Origin of the sequence: Nocardioides alkalitolerans, from assembly GCA_038184435.1 — a bacterium.
GTDB classification, from domain to species: Bacteria; Actinomycetota; Actinomycetes; order Propionibacteriales; family Nocardioidaceae; genus Nocardioides; species Nocardioides alkalitolerans_A.
Genome location: CP116227.1, coordinates 3727437 through 3742997, shown reverse-complemented (window position 1 = coordinate 3742997; position 15561 = coordinate 3727437). Strand labels below are relative to the sequence as shown.

12 protein-coding genes are annotated in these 15561 nt (G+C 74.8%); 7 read left to right on the top strand and 5 right to left on the bottom strand.

All coding sequences use genetic code 11. The features are described from left to right. Nucleotides 1-6: 6 nt before the first annotated feature. On the bottom strand, nucleotides 7-393 hold the full coding sequence (locus PIR53_17830) for a hypothetical protein (GenBank protein WZH51862.1): 387 nt from the start codon (nucleotides 391-393) through the stop codon (nucleotides 7-9). 429 nt (nucleotides 394-822) lie between these two features. Between PIR53_17830 and PIR53_17825 the strand changes: the two genes are divergently transcribed. Further along, nucleotides 823-2112, top strand: coding sequence for a DUF222 domain-containing protein (locus tag PIR53_17825; protein WZH51861.1), 1290 nt, complete (start codon nucleotides 823-825; stop codon nucleotides 2110-2112). 43 nt (nucleotides 2113-2155) lie between these two features. On the opposite strand, the gene PIR53_17820 is transcribed toward PIR53_17825, so the two are convergent. The 3 genes from PIR53_17820 to PIR53_17810 form a co-directional block, all read right to left on the bottom strand. Next, nucleotides 2156-3370 (bottom strand): hypothetical protein, encoded by a 1215-nt coding sequence (locus PIR53_17820; GenBank protein ID WZH51860.1) that lies wholly within the window; start codon nucleotides 3368-3370, stop codon nucleotides 2156-2158. A 331-nt stretch (nucleotides 3371-3701) separates the two neighbouring features. Beyond that, complete coding sequence (locus PIR53_17815; GenBank protein WZH51859.1) at nucleotides 3702-4493, bottom strand: SagB family peptide dehydrogenase; 792 nt, start codon at nucleotides 4491-4493, stop codon at nucleotides 3702-3704. A 1-nt stretch (nucleotide 4494) separates the two neighbouring features. After that, nucleotides 4495-5988 carry a malate:quinone oxidoreductase gene (locus tag PIR53_17810; GenBank protein WZH51858.1) on the bottom strand — a complete coding sequence of 498 codons (1494 nt, stop codon included), beginning with the start codon at nucleotides 5986-5988 and terminating at the stop codon, nucleotides 4495-4497. Between the two features lie 216 nt (nucleotides 5989-6204). On the opposite strand from PIR53_17810, the gene PIR53_17805 reads away from it, so the two are divergent. The 6 genes from PIR53_17805 to PIR53_17780 are packed head-to-tail and all read left to right on the top strand — an operon-like array spanning nucleotide 6205 to nucleotide 13807. Further along, nucleotides 6205-7422, top strand: coding sequence for a glycosyltransferase (locus PIR53_17805; protein ID WZH51857.1), 1218 nt, complete (start codon nucleotides 6205-6207; stop codon nucleotides 7420-7422). Then, a complete protein-coding gene (locus PIR53_17800) occupies nucleotides 7409-8650 on the top strand; it encodes a glycosyltransferase (protein WZH51856.1) in 1242 nt (413 codons plus the stop codon). Before PIR53_17805 ends, PIR53_17800 begins: the two co-directional genes overlap by 14 nt. Further along, nucleotides 8647-9840 (top strand): glycosyltransferase, encoded by a 1194-nt coding sequence (locus PIR53_17795; GenBank protein WZH51855.1) that lies wholly within the window; start codon nucleotides 8647-8649, stop codon nucleotides 9838-9840. Before PIR53_17800 ends, PIR53_17795 begins: the two co-directional genes overlap by 4 nt. Then, nucleotides 9830-11611 (top strand): ABC transporter ATP-binding protein, encoded by a 1782-nt coding sequence (locus PIR53_17790; GenBank protein ID WZH51854.1) that lies wholly within the window; start codon nucleotides 9830-9832, stop codon nucleotides 11609-11611. Before PIR53_17795 ends, PIR53_17790 begins: the two co-directional genes overlap by 11 nt. Next, nucleotides 11598-12725 (top strand): phosphotransferase, encoded by a 1128-nt coding sequence (locus PIR53_17785; GenBank protein ID WZH51853.1) that lies wholly within the window; start codon nucleotides 11598-11600, stop codon nucleotides 12723-12725. The genes PIR53_17790 and PIR53_17785 overlap by 14 nt, the downstream gene beginning before the upstream one ends. Further along, on the top strand, nucleotides 12719-13807 hold the full coding sequence (locus PIR53_17780) for a phosphotransferase (GenBank protein WZH51852.1): 1089 nt from the start codon (nucleotides 12719-12721) through the stop codon (nucleotides 13805-13807). The genes PIR53_17785 and PIR53_17780 overlap by 7 nt, the downstream gene beginning before the upstream one ends. Here the strand turns inward: PIR53_17780 and PIR53_17775 are convergent. Beyond that, nucleotides 13780-15477, bottom strand: a complete 1698-nt coding sequence (locus tag PIR53_17775) for an ABC-F family ATP-binding cassette domain-containing protein (GenBank protein ID WZH51851.1) — start codon at nucleotides 15475-15477, stop codon at nucleotides 13780-13782. The two genes, PIR53_17780 and PIR53_17775, sit on opposite strands and share 28 nt — an antisense overlap. Nucleotides 15478-15561: the final 84 nt, after the last annotated feature.

Below are 15561 nucleotides of genomic sequence, written 5' to 3'. Positions count from 1 at the left end.
GCGGGCTCAGGGCGTGTAGGGGCTGGAGGCCGTCACGACGGGGCTGCTGCCGACCTGGCACGACACCGTGAACGTGTAGGTGGTGCCTCGCGTGAATCCCGAGAGGGTGATGCTGCCCGTCCCCGGCCCGGAGACGAGCGCGTAGTCGGTGTCGATCGTCGTGCCACCCGCCGGCGTCCAGCTCAGCTGGACGAAGCCCGACGCACCGACCGGGATGCCGTCCACGGCGAAGGACAGCGTGATCCAGTCGCTGAACCCGCGGGGGACGATGCTGGTGATCCGGATCGCGGGGGCCGCGCTCGCGGCGACGGCGGGCGCCGCGGCGACGACCGCGATCGCGGGAACGCTCCACACGCCGGCGCGCACGATGCCCCTCCTGCTGATGTCCGCCACGCTCCGGAACCTCGCAGGCGCGCACCCCGCTGCCAAGGAACGACCGAGATCGGCGTCGGCGTTCGCGTCGAGCTGGGTTGTTCGGCGCGGCGGGGGCGTCGAGTTGGGTCGAACGGCGGCGGGCCTCGGGGTTGTCCACAGGCCGTACGGCGGCTTGTCCGGTGTGGTTCAGAACTGTCGGTGGTCTCGGGTTGAGTGGTGGCCATGACGGGGGTCGGCTCATCTGGCGACGCCGGTGGCTTCGGGCCACCGGTGCCGGAACCGCCTGCCGAGTTCCTGGTCGACGAGCCGGTGCCGGACTGGTTGGAGCACGCGTTCGCCACGGGTGAGTGGCCTGCGGAGGCTACGCGCGGATGCCGGATCGTCTCGCGCGGCGAGAGCCAGTACGACGCGCCCGAACCCGCCGCAGAGCCGGAGCCCGGGTGGGTGGTGCCGGGCGTCGCCTCGAGTCCCGGTGCCGGTCCGGGTGCGGTCGATGTGGGGCATCCGGTCTTGGAGGCGATCCGGGTGGCCACGGCCGTGCTCGCGGACGATGGGCGGACCGGGCTCGGGTGGTTGAGCGCGCCGCAGACCGGAATCGCGCTCGTTGACGCCCACCGCCTCGTCGCCCGCGCCTCGGCGCTGGTCGCGGTGTTGGTGGAGCACGCCGAGGCGGTCGAGCTCCACCGGCAGAACGGCGCGTCGACCGCCGCGGTATGGCTGGCGAACGCGACCGCCGTGACCCGGCGCGACGCCTACCGTCTGGCCCGCATCGGTGAGGCCACGGCGGGCCGCTGTGCCACCCACCTCGCCCCAGCCTGCGAGGCCGGGACGGTCAACACCGAGCAGGCCGACGTCATCATCAAGGCCCTCGACGCACTCCCCGACGAGCTCCCCGACGAGCTACGGCTGCAGGCAGAGGAGACGCTCGTCGGGTTTGCCACCGACCACGACGCCAAGGCCCTGCGAGCCCTGGGCAAGAAGATTCTCACCGTCATCGCCCCCGAGGTCGGCGAAGCCCACGAGGCCGCGCTGCTCGAACGGGAGGAACGCGAGGCCCGGGCCGCGTCGCGGTTGTCGATGGTCTCCGATGGCCACGGCAAGATCCACGGACGGTTCACGCTGCCCGAGCTCCACGGCGCGATGCTCCGCAAAGCCCTCGACGCCTACGCCGCACCCCAGCACCTCAACACCAACGACGACCCTGAGCAGCGCTTCCAGGCAGGCCGTCCGACCCCGGAGCGCTACGGACAGGCCTTTCAGCAGCTGCTGGAGATGCTCGACCAGAAAGACCTCCCGGCTACGGGCGGCACCGGAGCCACCGTCGTCGTCACCATGACGCTCGAGTCACTGCTCGATGGTCTGGCGGCCGCATCGCTTGACACCGGCGGCACCCTCAGCGCAGCCGAGGCCCGGCGGCTGGCGTGCGAAGCCGGCATCATCCCCGCCGTCCTCGGCACCAAATCCGAGGTCCTCGACCTCGGCCGCACCGCCCGCTTCCACACCCGAGCCATGCGCACCGCCATGGCCATCCGCGACGGCGGCTGCGTCGCCGAGGGCTGCACGAGACCACCCCACCAGACCCACGCCCACCACCTCACCCCATGGTCAGCCGGCGGCCACACCAACGTGCAAGACGGCTGCCTCCTCTGCGACCAACACCACCACCAGATCCACGACCCGCTCTACCTCGTCGAACGACTCGGCACCGGCAAGCTCCGCTTCACCCGACGCGAATAACAACCGCCGTCTTGGACCGCCGCAGCTCCGACGGCGAAACCGTTCAGCGAACGAGGCCAAATGACAATGTGCCCGTCCGAGGCTCCCAGTCCTGCTTGACGACAGCCACGCCGACGGTGAGGTGACCGCCGCGCGCGGCGTGAGCCACCTTGTAGCTGGGACTGGTGGCGCCGGGGATCTCTCGACCGTCGAGGAACCATTGATAGTGGACCCTCGCCCCCGACACGACAGCCGTGTGGCTGAGCCGCGGGCCGTCGACCGAGACCACGGTTCCCGCACGAGCCTGTCCAGACTTCACCGGGGCTCTCGTCAGCCATCCGCCGGGCACGGGCCGTCGCCGGACCTCGGCGAAGATGAACCCCCCCGACTTGGCCACATATCCCGGTGCCGCGAAGGTGATCTCCAAGATCAGGCCCCGTCCCACATCGCTAGCGGTCGGTGTGTAGAACGGTCCCGTGGCACCGGGTATGGGCGTCCTGCCCGAGAGCCACTGATAGGTCGGCGTGATGCCGACATTGATGGCCGACTGGCTCAGGATGGGCGGGGTTACGCCCGACGGCTGGCCCACCAGTGGCCGGTACTGAACCCTCGTGCCCGGCCAGGAGATGAAGTGCGAGGGAATCGGGATCGGCGGTGGTGGAATAACCACAGCCCGTCCGAGAGGAAACACCAGGACGGCTGCATCCTGGCCCGGGCGCTCGGCCCGGATGGACATGTAGACGTCACTCCCGTCACGGACGTGCGTCAATGGGAAGGACGAGATCGGTCGGTTCGTGTTCCACGAGTACGAGTGGCGATCGACGTCGAGCGGGTCCAGGCCGGGGTCCAGTGGGTCAGCCCCGGCAGACACGCTCATCACCAGTGTCGAGAAGGTCGTGCCCGATGCCCACGAACCCGAGTATTCGATGGAGATGGGCTTGTCGTCCCTCAATTCGCCCTGCGTAGGGATTCCCCCGACGCGCACGACGACCCCCTTCGGCGCAGGGACCCTGTCGTAGGCCGCGACCCGACTCACCGCCTCGACCACTCGTCCGGAGCCGTCGCGCTTCTCGAGGGTGAGTGTGTAGTCAGTACCCGGGACCAGTGCACCTCCTCCGGCGTCAGTGCACCCCATGCGACCTACACCTGTTCCTGTGGCCGGGTCGAGGACGACCGAGGAGGCCGTGGAACCCACGTCGGCCGGCGAGACCGAGAGTTCGTAGGTCGAAGCTGGGTCGGGGTCTGAGAAGTCGACCACGAATCCACAGGCGAGCGACACCGTCGGAGCGTAAGGAGGAAAGCGGACCGGGTTGTACTCGTTCGGGGCGTAGGACACCTCTGTGATGGACATCCTCGCGTCTGCCGTCGCCGGTGCCACAGTCCCGCTAGGCACAAGCGCGACGGTGGCGAGCGCTGTGATGCCTGTCGGAACGCTCCATCGTCGAAACGTCCTGAACATGCCGGCCCCCTGGCGAGATGGAAGATGCGATCTCCTCCAACCGACCAGGGCCAGAACAATTCGACAAGTTTCCGGCTGAATGAAGCACACAGGTCTAGTCCACGTCGCGTCAGCCCGCATTGGCACCCGGCGCGCGGCAGGATCCGAGCAGTCAGCCCTCCACCCGCGACCCCAGCGCGAACAACACCGCCGTGAACTGGTCCTCCGGGAGGTCGAGCAGGGCGTCGAACGCCGTGTCGTCGTACCCCATGACGGCGACACCCGGCAGCCCGAGGGCGGTCGCGGCGAGGTAGAGGTGCCCCAGCGCCACGCCGGCGTCGACGTGAAGGGTGCGGTAGTGCCGGGCGGGATAGCGCGGCAACGTCGTGTTCAGCCGCGCCACCAGGGCCACGACGACCCCGGCCCGCTCGGCGAGCTCCGGCTGGTCGAGGGCACGGGACAGGAACGGCGTCGGGTCGCCGACCCGCACCGGTGCGAGCGTGGGCTCGTCGGCCCGCAGGTCGGCGCGGTGGACGCCGGCGGGCACAGGAGTCCCCGGCAGACCGACGCCCGGCCCCCGCACGACGACGTACGCCGCGAGCGACGGCAACCCGCCGGCCGACGGCGCGACGGGCAAGGCGCGGGACCGTCCGTCGGGGAGCCGCACCGCCCGTTGCACGCCCAGCGCGGTGCGGAGCAGCGCGGCGAGGTCGCCGAGCGGGACGGGGGCGGCGCCGTACCGGTAGGACGACCGCCGTGCCGCGAGCACCTCGCCGAGGTCGGCGCCGGGCAACGCCGTCTCCGGGACGGGGATCCCGGGGACGTCCGGACCGACGAGCGGCGGCAGCACCTCCCGCGCACCCCGCGGGTCGTCGACGCCCCCGGTGGCGGTGCGGTTCAGCTCGCGGTGCAGTGCGCGCAGGCCCGGGACGTCCGGGTGCCCCGGCGCCCCGGGAGGGGCCATGTCAGGCCGAGGCGCGCTGCTGGCCCTGGTCGAGCTGCAGGGTCTTGTCGGTGCGCTCGAAGTGCGCGGCCGCGGCGGCCGGGTCCTTCGCGAGCGGCGAGCGGTGGCCGGGCACCATCTCGTCGAGCACGGGGCCCCAGGCGTCCATGCGGTCCGGGAAGCAGCGGCCCATGAGGTCGAGCATGATCGCGACCGTCGTGGACGCGCCCGGCGAGGCGCCGAGCAGGCCGGCGATGGTGCCGTCGCCCGCCGCGACGACCTCGGTGCCGAACTGGAGCACGCCGCCCTTCTCGGGGTCCTTCTTGATGACCTGGACGCGCTGGCCGGCGGTGATCATCTCCCAGTCGGCCGGGTCGGCCTCGGGCATGAACGCGCGCAGCTCCTTGAACTTGGTGCTGCGGCGCGCGGCGAGCTGGCCGACCAGGTAGACCACCAGGCTGACGTTGCGGAACGCGACCTGGATCATCGGCACGAGGTTGTGCAGCCGCACGGAGCGGAACAGGTCGAAGAGCGACCCGTTCTTGAGGAAGCGGGGGCTGAAGCCGGCGTAGGGACCGAACATGAGGCTGGCCGAGCCATCGACGACGCGGGTGTCGAGGTGGGGCACCGACATCGGGGGCGCACCGACGGGCGGCTTGCCGTAGACCTTCGCGGCGTGCTTCGCGACGGCCGAGGGGTTGCGCGTGCGGAGGAACTCGCCCGACACCGGGAAGCCGCCGTAGCCGCGGATCTCCTTGATGCCCGACTTCTGGAGCAGGGTGAGCGCGCCGCCGCCGGCGCCGACGAACACGAACCGCGACCGCAGCGTGAACTTCTCGCCCGAGGCGCGGTTCTTGCCGGTGACGACCCAGAGGCCCTCGGCGTCCTTCGTCAGCGAGGTGACCTGCGAGCCGAGCTGCAGCTCCGCGCCGCCCTCGACGAGCTGGTCGGTGAGGATGCGGGTCAGCGAGCCGAAGTCGACGTCGGTGCCCGCGGTCGTGAACGTCGCGGCGACGGGCTCGTCGCCCGACCGGCCGTCGATGAGGGTGGACGCCCAGCCCCGGATCACCTCGGGGTCGTCGGAGAACTGCATCCCGGCGAAGAGGGGGTGGGGACGGAGGGCCTCGTACCGCTTCCGCAGGTACTCCACGTTCTCCGCGCCCCACACGAAGCTCATGTGCGGCGTGGGGTTGATGAACGCCTTGGGGTCGGGGATGCGACCGCTCTCGACGAGGAACGACCAGAACTGCCGCGACAGCTGGAACTGCTCGTTGACCTTCACCGCGGAGGTGATGTCGATGCTGCCGTCCGCCTTCTCGGGCGTGTAGTTGAGCTCGCACAGCGCCGAGTGCCCCGTGCCCGCGTTGTTCCACGGGTCGGAGCTCTCCTGCGCGAGCGAGTCCAGGCGCTCGACCAGACGGATCCTCCAGCCCGGCTCGAGCTGCTGCAGCATCGAGCCGAGTGTCGCGCTCATGATGCCGCCACCGATGAGAACTACGTCGAGGGGTGCGTCCACGACAACGATTAGACCGAGCCATCGGTCGGGACACACAACCGGGGTGCCTCGATGCCCGCATAACGAGACGAAGGTCACTTACTTGATCGTTCCAGGCGGCGTGGCGCGTCACCTGGACGGAGGTGGCCGTGATCCACCCGGGGATCCCGCGCGGCATGAGAGCCCTCTCATCCGGACCTCACGTTCGCGTCACCGACCGCCCGCAGTGTTCCCGCCATGCCCCGTTCACCTCGCCGCCGGGTGGCGCTCTACTCCCACGACACCCAGGGTCTCGGCCACGTCCGCCGCAACATCGAGATCGCCGCCGCCCTGGTCGCCGCCCGGCCCGGCACCGACGTGCTGCTGCTGACCGGCACACCGGCGGCCGCGGCGCTCCCACTACCGCCGGGTGCCGAGGTGGTGGTGCTCCCCGGCGTCGCAAAGAACGGTCCGGGTACCTACGCCGCCGCGTCGCTGGGCCTCCACCTCGGCGAGGTGCTCGACCTGCGCGGCCGGATGATCGAGAGCGCGCTCGCCGCGTTCTCCCCCGACCTCGTGGTCGTCGACAAGGTGGCGCGCGGCCTCGGCGGCGAGCTCGACGCCGCGCTCCGCACGCTGCGCTCGACGGTCGGCCCCCGCGGCCTGCCCACGCGCGTCGTCCTCGGTCTCCGCGACGTCCTCGACGACCCGGCGACCGCGCGGGCCGAGTGGGAGGCGGAGGGCACGACGGCGGCCGTGCGGGCGTCGTACGACGCGGTGTGGGTCTACGGCGACCCCCGCGTCCACGACCTCGCGGCCACGCTCCGGCTCCCGGGCGACGTGGCGGCGATGGTGCGGCACACGGGCTACCTCGCCCACGGCCGCGGCGGCCACGTCACCACGCCGCCCGCGGGCGACCCCACGCCCCCGGAGCAGCCCTACGTGCTGTGCCTCGTCGGCGGCGGTCAGGACGGCCACCGCCTCGCCGACACCGTGGCGCGCACCTCCCTGCCCGCCGGGCACCGCGCCGTCCTCGTGACCGGACCCTGCATGCCGGGCGACCAGCGGCAGCGGCTGCAGGAGCTGGCGGCACGGCGCCCCGACCTCGACGTGCACCCCTTCGTCGGCGACACCCGTCCGCTCGTGGCCGGCGCGGCCGCCGTGGTGAGCATGGGCGGCTACAACTCCGTCTGCGAGCTGCTGTCCGCCGGACGCCCCACCCTCGTGGTGCCCCGCACCACCCCGCGTCGCGAGCAGCTCGTCCGCGCCGAGGGCCTCGCCCCGCACACCGCGCTCGACCACGTCCTGCCGGAGCACGCGACGCCCGCGGTGCTCGCGGCGTGGCTCGACCGCGCCGTACGCCGCGCAGCGATCCCCCACGACCTCGACCTCGACGGGCTCGGCCGCCTGCCGCGGCTCGTCGACGACCTGCTCGCCCCGACCCTCGCCGAGGAGACCTCCCGTGCCACTGCCTGAGAACCGACCGCCTGAGAACCGGCCGCCCACGACCCGGGTCGGCTACGTCCTGACGATGTTCCCGCGCTTCTCGGAGACGTTCGTGCTCACCGAGCTACTCGCCCTCGAGGCCCGCGGGCTGGAGGTGCGCGTGCTGTCGCTGCGCTCCCCCGACGACGGTCGCTTCCACGCGGCCCTCGGCGACCTCCGGGCGCCGGTGACCTACCTCCCGCACCTGACCCGCAGCCCGAAGGGCACCGCCGTGTGGCAGGCGCTGCGCGGGGCCCACGGCCGGCTCCCGGGCCTCGCGGCTCATCTCGACGACGTGCTCGCCCTCCCGGCCGAGACCGGCGCGGCGGCCCTCGCCGTCGCCACCGAGGCCGTCGAGCAGGGCCTCACCCACCTGCACGCACACTTCGCGGACACCCCGGCCACGGTCGCCCGCGTCGCCGCCCGGCTGGCCGGCATCACCTGCTCGCTCACCGCCCACGCGAAGGACGTCTTCCACGACGGCCTCGACGCCGACGCGCTGCGCGCCAACCTCGCGGGCGTCGACACGGTGGTGACGGTCTCCGACTTCCACGTCGACCACCTCCGCGGCCTCGCGCCGACGGCGAACGTCGTGCGCGTCTACAACGGCCTCGACCTCGACCGCTTCGCCCTCCACACGGGCCGCCGCGCCACGCGCACCGTGGCGGCCGTCGGGCGCCTCGTGCCGAAGAAGGGCTTCGACGTGCTCCTCGAGGCCACGGCCCTCCTGGCCCGTGCGGGCGACCCGCTCCGCGTGCACCTGGTCGGCGCCGGCGCGGAGGAGGAGCGCTTGCGCGACCTCGTCGCCACGCTCGGGATCGCCGACCGCGTCGACCTCCTCGGACCGCTCCCGCAGGACCGGATGCTCCAGGTCGTCGCCGACGCCACCCTCCTCGCGGCTCCCTGTCGCGTCGCCGCGGACGGCAACCGCGACGGCCTCCCGACGGTCGTGCTGGAGGCCCTCGCCCTGGGCACGCCCTGCGTGACGACCCCGGTCACCGGCATCCCGGAGGCCGTGGTCGACGGCCACAGCGGCGCGCTCGTGCCGGAGGACGACCCCGTCGCGCTCGCGGCCGCCCTCAAGGAGCTGCTCGACGACCCGGGGCTGCGGGCCGCCTACGCCGCCGCCGGCCGCGCCCGTGTCGAGGAGGCCTTCGACACCCGCACCAACACCGCCCAGCTCGAGCGCCACTTCGGCGTGGCAGGGGTGCCGGCATGAGGGTCGCGTACGTCTCGACCGACCCCGGCATCGACGTGCTCGGCACCAAGGGCGCCTCGGTGCACGTGCAGGCCGTCGTCGCCGCCCTGCTGCGGCGCGGCGCGGAGGTCGATCTGCTGACCCCGCGCGCCGACGAGGACGCCGCCGCCGACCTCGCCGCCCACCCGCGGCTGCGGATCCACCGCCTGCCCCGCGTCGGCCGCGGCGAGCCCGCCGCCCGGGAGCACGCCGCCCGGGCCAGCGACGCCGCCGTCGCGGACCTGCTCGACGGGCTCCACGAGGCTCACCCGCTCGACCTCGTCTACGAGCGCTACGCCCTGTGGGGCCGCACGGCGACGGCCTGGGCCGCCACCCGCGGCGTACCGTCCCTGCTCGAGGTCAACGCCCCCCTCCCCGTCGAGCAGGCCCGGCACCGGGTGCTCGTCGACGAGCCGGCGGCGTACGACGCGGCCCGCGCCGCGCTGGGCACCGCGACGAGCGTGATCGGCGTGAGCCCGGCCGTCAGCGAGTGGGCACGCTCCCAGGGCGCCGCCCACGTGACGACGATCGGGAACGGCGTCGACACCCGCCGCGTCGTGCCGGCCGACCGGCCCGTCCACGACGGTCGGCCCCGCCCCGACCGCCCCTTCACCCTCGGCTTCGTCGGCACCCTCAAGGGCTGGCACGGCGTCGAGACGCTGCTCGCGGCGCTCGCACTCGTCGGTCCCGGCCACCGCCTGCTCGTCGTCGGCGACGGGCCCAGGGCGACCGGCCTGCGGGCCACCGCCGACCGGCTCGGCGTCAGCGACCGGGTCGAGTGGACCGGCGCCGTACCGGCCGCCGCGGTGCCCGCGCTCCTGCAGCGGATGGACGTGGCGTGCGCGCCGTACCCGGCCCTCGACGGCTTCTACTTCTCGCCGCTGAAGGTGACGGAGTACCTGGCCGCGGGCCTCCCCGTCGTCGCGAGCGACGTGGGCGGGCTCCGCGACCTGCTCGGCGGTGACGCGCTCGTGGCGCCCGGTGACCCCGCCGCGCTGGCGGCCGCCGTCGCCGACCTCCGCGACGACGTCGCCCGCCGGCGCGCGCTGCGCGCCGCGAACCGGCGCGCCGCCCTCGCGCTCGACTGGGACCACGTCGTGACCGCGTCCCTCGCCACCCTGAGCAGCGCCCACCCGACAGCCAGCACGACAGGAGCCACCCGTGTCGCGTGAGAAGCCCACGACCCTCCGCGAGGCCGGACCGGGCCTGCGGCGCACGGCGACGCACCTGCGCCCCTACCTGCGCAAGGAGACCCCGCTCGTCGCCGGCGGCATGCTGGCGCTGTTCGTCGAGGTGCTCATGCGGCTCGCCGAGCCCTGGCCGCTCAAGGTCGTCATCGACACCGTCATCGCCGCCTCGGGGACCGACGTGGCCGGGGCCGCGCCCGGCGACGTCCGCGCCACGCTGACGATCGCCGCGGTCGCGCTGCTCGGGGTCGTGCTGGTGCGGGCGGTGGCCGCCTACCTGACGACGCTGGCGTTCGCCCTCGCCGGCAACCGGCTGCTGACCCGGGTGCGGGCCGACGCCTACGCCCACCTGCAGCGCCTGCCGATGGCCTTCCACGACAAGGCACGCACCGGCGACCTCGTGCAGCGCGTGACCGGCGACGTCGGCCGCCTCAAGGAGGTCGTCGTCACCGCGGGCCTGCCGCTCGTCGGCAACATCGTGACGATGCTCGGGATGGTCGTGGTCGTGGCCTTCCTCGACTGGCCCCTGGCGCTGCTCATGGTGGCCGTCGTGCCGCTGTTCCTGCTCGCCGGCCGCGAGACGTCGCGCAGCATCCACGGTGTCTCGAAGGAGCAGCGCAAGGCGGAGGGCGAGCTGGCCTCGCTCGCCACCGAGACGCTGTCGTCGATGCGGGTCGTGCACTCCTACGGCCTCGCCGACCACCTCCAGGGCCGCTTCGCGCAGAGCAACGGCCGCAGCCTCACCGAGGGCGTGCGCACCAAGCGGCTCTCGGCGCGGCTCGAGCGGAGCACCGACGTGCTGGTCGGGCTCGCGACCGCGCTGGTCCTGTACGTCGGGGCGCAGCGCGTGCTCGCCGGGATGCTCACCCCGGGCGAGCTCGTCGTGTTCCTCACCTACCTCAAGGCGACCTTCAAGCCGATGCGGGACCTGGCGAAGTACACCGGCCGCATCGCCGCCGCGGCCGCCTCCGGCGAGCGGGTCGTCGACCTGCTGGAGGTCGAGCCCACCGTGCGCGACCACCCCGAGGCCCGCACGGCCCCGGCCCTGCGCGGCGAGCTCGTGCTCGACGACGTCTGGGTCTCCTACACGCCCGACGCACCCGTGCTCCGCGGCGTCTCCCTGCGGGTGGCGGCCGGGGAGCGCGTGGCGCTCGTCGGCTCCTCGGGCTCCGGCAAGTCGACGCTCGCCTCCCTGCTGTCGCGGCTGCGCGACCCCGACGCGGGCGCCGTCCGGGTCGACGGGCACGACCTGCGCGACCTCACGCTCGAGTCGCTGCGCAGCCAGGTCTCCGTCGTGCTGCAGGAGAGCGTGCTGTTCGCGACCTCCATCGAGGAGAACATCGCCCACGGCCGCCCCGGCGCCACCCGCGAGGAGATCGAGGAGGCCGCCCGGATCGCGGGTGCGCACGACTTCGTCGAGGCCCTGCCCCACGGCTACGCCACCGTCGTCGGCGAGCGGGGCGCCACCCTCTCCGGCGGGCAGCGGCAGCGCATCGCCATCGCGCGCGCCGCCGTGCGCCGCGCCCCCGTCGTGGTGCTCGACGAGGCCCTCACCGGCCTCGACGAGGGCACCGAGGCCGAGGTGCTGGCCGCCCTCGAGCGGCTCACCGCGGGCCGCACCACCATCGTCGTCACCCACGACCTCGCCCACGCCCGCGACTGCGACCGCGTCGTGTGGCTCGAGGGCGGCAAGGTCGTCGCCGACGGCCCGCCCGCGGTCGTGCTCACCCCGGGAGCGGTCCGTGCGGCCGGCTGAGCGGATCGACCTCGGCGTCCCCGGTCTCGACGTGCTCCTCGGGGACCGGCTCGCCGAGCTGCTCGGGAGCGACGACCTCGTCCGGCTCCGCCTGCGCGTGAAGGCGGGCACCTCGGCCGCCCTGTCCGTACGGCGCGGGACCGACCACCTCGTCGTCCTCGCCGCCGCGGACCACGCCCGGCCGAAGCTGGCGAAGTCCCACGACCGGGCCGCCCGGCTCGGCGCCGTCGCGGCCGCGGACCCCGAGGCGGGCCTGCTCGCGACGTACCTGGTCGGCGACCGCGACCTCCCCGGCCTCCGGGGCCTGCCGGCGGACGCCGTGGTGCTGTCGGCCAACCCGCAGCGTCGGGTGGTCGCGCGCGTGGAGGGCCCCGACGGGCCCGCGGTCCTGCGCGTCGTGCGGCCCTCGGCCCACGCCGCGGCCGTGCGGGGGCCGCGGGCGCTGGCGGGACGGGCCGGCACGCCACGGCTCCTCGACAGCCACGCCCGCCGCGGGACGCTCCTCACCGGCTGGGTACCGGGGCAGCCGCTCGACGGCCCCCACGACGGACCCGCCACCCCGGCCGCGCTCCGCCGCGCCGGTGCGGCCGTCGCGGACCTCCACGGCACCGCGACGGACCTCCCGCTCGAGGGCCGCCCGCTGCGGGCGCTGGCCCAGGCGCGCGACCAGCTGGCCCTGCTCCTGCCCGCCCGGGCCGACCGCGTCGCCGAGCTGGCGGCGCGGGCGGCGGCCGCCCTGCGCGACGCTCCCGGCGGCCCCGCCGTCACGCTCCACGGCGACCTGTCCCGCGACCAGCTCGTGCTCGACGGCAACCCCGACGCGCCACGGGTCGGCGTCCTCGACCTCGACCGCGCCCGCCGCGGCGATGCGGCCGACGACCTCGGCAACCTCCTCGCCGACGACCTCGTCCACGGGCGGGTCCCGGGGCGGGAGCAGGGGTCGGCCCTGCTGGCGGGGTACGCCGCGGTGCGCCCCCTCCCGGACCCGACGGCCCTCCGCGCCTGGACCGCCGCCCACCTCCTGCGCCGCGCCGTCGAGCCGTTCCGCACCTGCGCACCCGACTGGCGGAGCACCACGACCGCCCTGCTCGCCACCCTGGAGGACCTGTGCTGACCGCTCGCCCCACCGGCACCACGAGGTTCGCCGCCGTCCGCGCCGAGGTGGCCGCCGCCGGCCTCGACCTCGAGCGCGCGCAGCCCCGGAGCAGCACCCACCTGCTGCTGCACCTCCGGCAGCGGGACGGGGCGCTCGTGCCCGGCCAGTGGATCGCCGACGCCGACGAGGCGGACCGGGTCGCCCGACGCACCGCGGCCGGCGCACCCGCGGGCGCCGTCGAGCGCCTCGGGGGCCACGTCGTCGTGCAGCGCCGCGGCGCGGACCGCCGCCTGCCGGAGCTCGCCCCGCTCGTCGCCGCCCCCGGCACGCACCTGGTCGCCCACCGACCCGAGCGCCGCGCCGTCGTGCGCGTCGACCGGGGCGACGCGCCCCCGCACTTCGTGAAGGTCCTGCGCGGCGACCGCGCCACCGGGGCCGCCGCCACGCTGGAGCACCTCGCCGCGGCCGGTCTGCCGGTGCCCCGCGTGCGACCCGGCACGCCCGCGGCGCTCCTCGTCACCGAGGCGCTGCCCGGCGCGACGCTGCACGACCTGCTCCCGACCGGTGCCGCCGTCGGCGCCACCGACCTCCACGCGATCGGCGCCCTCGTGCGGCGTCTGCACGACGTGGCCCCGCCCGCCGGGACGCCCCGTCACGACGCCGGGGACGAGGCGGACCTGACGCGCCGCGCGGTGGATCTCGCCGCGGCGTACGGGCTCGAGGCGGCGGTGCCGGCCGGGCTCGACGACGTGGTCGCGCGCCTCGCCGCGCTGTCCGCCCCGGACCGGCTGGTGCCGCTGCACCGCGACCTCCACGACAAGCAGCTGCTGCGGGACCCGGCCACGGGCAGCTGGTCGCTGCTCGACCTCGACCTGCTGGCGCTCGGCGACCCCGCCCTCGACCTGGCCAACATGGCCGTCCACCTCGAGCTCCGCGCCCGGCAGGGCCTGCTCGACCCCGCCCTCGTGGCGGGGTGGTCGGCCGCCCTGCTGGAGGGGTACGGCGCGGACGAGCGCACCCGCCGCGCCGTCGACGCCCACGCGGCGGTGGCCCGGGTGCGACTCGCGGCGGTCTACGCGTTCCGGCCGGGCGGGGGCTGAGGCGGGGGCTGAGGCCGGCCGAGCCGCAGCTCGTCCCCGGTCCACCGCGCCCGCAGCCACCGGTCGTGGGTGGTCACGACGACGGTGCCGGGCGCGACCCCGACCGCCTCCTCGAGCTCGCCCGCCAGCCGCAGCGACAGGTGGTTGGTGGGCTCGTCGAGCAGGAGCAGGTCGGGCGCGGCCGCGATGGCGACGGCGAGGTCGAGCCGGCGCCGCTGGCCGACGCTGAGCGCCCCGACGGGCGTCGCGTGGGCGCGCGGAGGCAGCAGCCCCAGCGCGCGCAGCGGCACCCGCTCGGCCGTCTCGGGCCCGACGGCCGCGACGTAGGCGGCCCGCGCCGTACGTCGCGGACGGGTCACCACCGGGTCCTGCCGGAGCAGGCGCACGGTGCGGGCGCGCACCTCGAGCGCGCCGCCGACGGGGAGCTCCCCCGCCAGCACCGCCAGGAGCGTCGACTTGCCGGAGCCGTTCGGCCCGCTCACGAGCAGCTTCCGACCGGCGGCGAGGTCGAGGCGCTCCAGCGTGAGGCGCCCGGGCACGACCAGGCCGCGTGCCTGCACGACGAGCCCGTCGCCGCCCGCGTCCGCCGTGAGGGCGCCGGCGAAGCGCAGCGGCGGCCGCGGCTTCGGCAGGGCCTCCCGCTCGGCCACCTCGAGACGACGCTCCGCGTCGCGCACGCGCCGCGCATGGGTGCGCTCGACGCGGGCGCCCTTGAAGGCGTGGATGAACTTGTCGTTGTCCCGCGGGCCGCGGTCGCGGGCCACGGCGGTGGTCCCGATGCGGGTCGCCGCCCGCAGGTCCGCGATCTCGTCCTGCTGCGCGGCCCAGGTCTCCTCCCAGCGGCGCCGGCTGGCCTCCTGGTGCGCGAGGTAGTCGGTGAAGGACCCCCCGAACACCCGCCCGCCCGCACCGTCGGTGCCGAGCGCACCGGCGTCGAGGTCGAGCAGCGAGGTGCAGACCCGGTCGAGGAACGTGCGGTCGTGGCTCGCGGCCACGACCACCCCCGGCAGCTGCACGAGCGCGCTCTCGAGCAGGTCGAGCGCCTCGGCGTCGAGGTGGTTGGTGGGCTCGTCGAGCAGCAGGCAGTCGGGGCGCCGCACGAGCGCGGCCGCCAGCGCCAGCCGCGTGCGCTGACCCCCCGAGAGCGCGGCGACCGGACGGTCCCGGTCGAGGTCGGCCACGCCCAGCACCCCCGCCGTGACCTCGGCCCGGCGGTCGGCGTCCCAGGCGTCGTGGTGGGTCGCGCGGGCGAGCACGGCGTCGTACGCCTCCCCCAGCCGCGGGTCGAGCCCACCGTCGCCGGCCGCCATCAGGCCGGCGAGCCGCTCCAGCTCGGCCACGAGGTCGTGCAGCGGCCGCAGGGCGTCGTCGAGGAGGTCGCCGACGGTGCCGCGCGTCGCGCGGCCGTCCCGGCCGACGGCCGGTTCCTGCGCGAGGTGGACGAGGTCGCGTGGACGCACCACGGTGCCGGCGTCGGGGCGCTCGACACCGGCGAGGAGCCGCAGCAGGGTCGACTTGCCGGAGCCGTTCTCACCGATGAGTCCGAGCCGGGTGCCGGGCGGCACCGTGAGGTCGAGGCCGTCGAACACGGTGCGGTCGCCGTACGAGCGCACCAGTCCCCGGGCGGTCAGGGGGGTGAGGGAGGAGTCGGCAGCAGGAGTGGTGGTCACGGGAAGCTCTTCCGAGGAGGACGGTGACCACGCGGGCAGACAGGTGCCTCGGGCCGCGGTCGGGGGTGTCCTCAGAGCTCCACG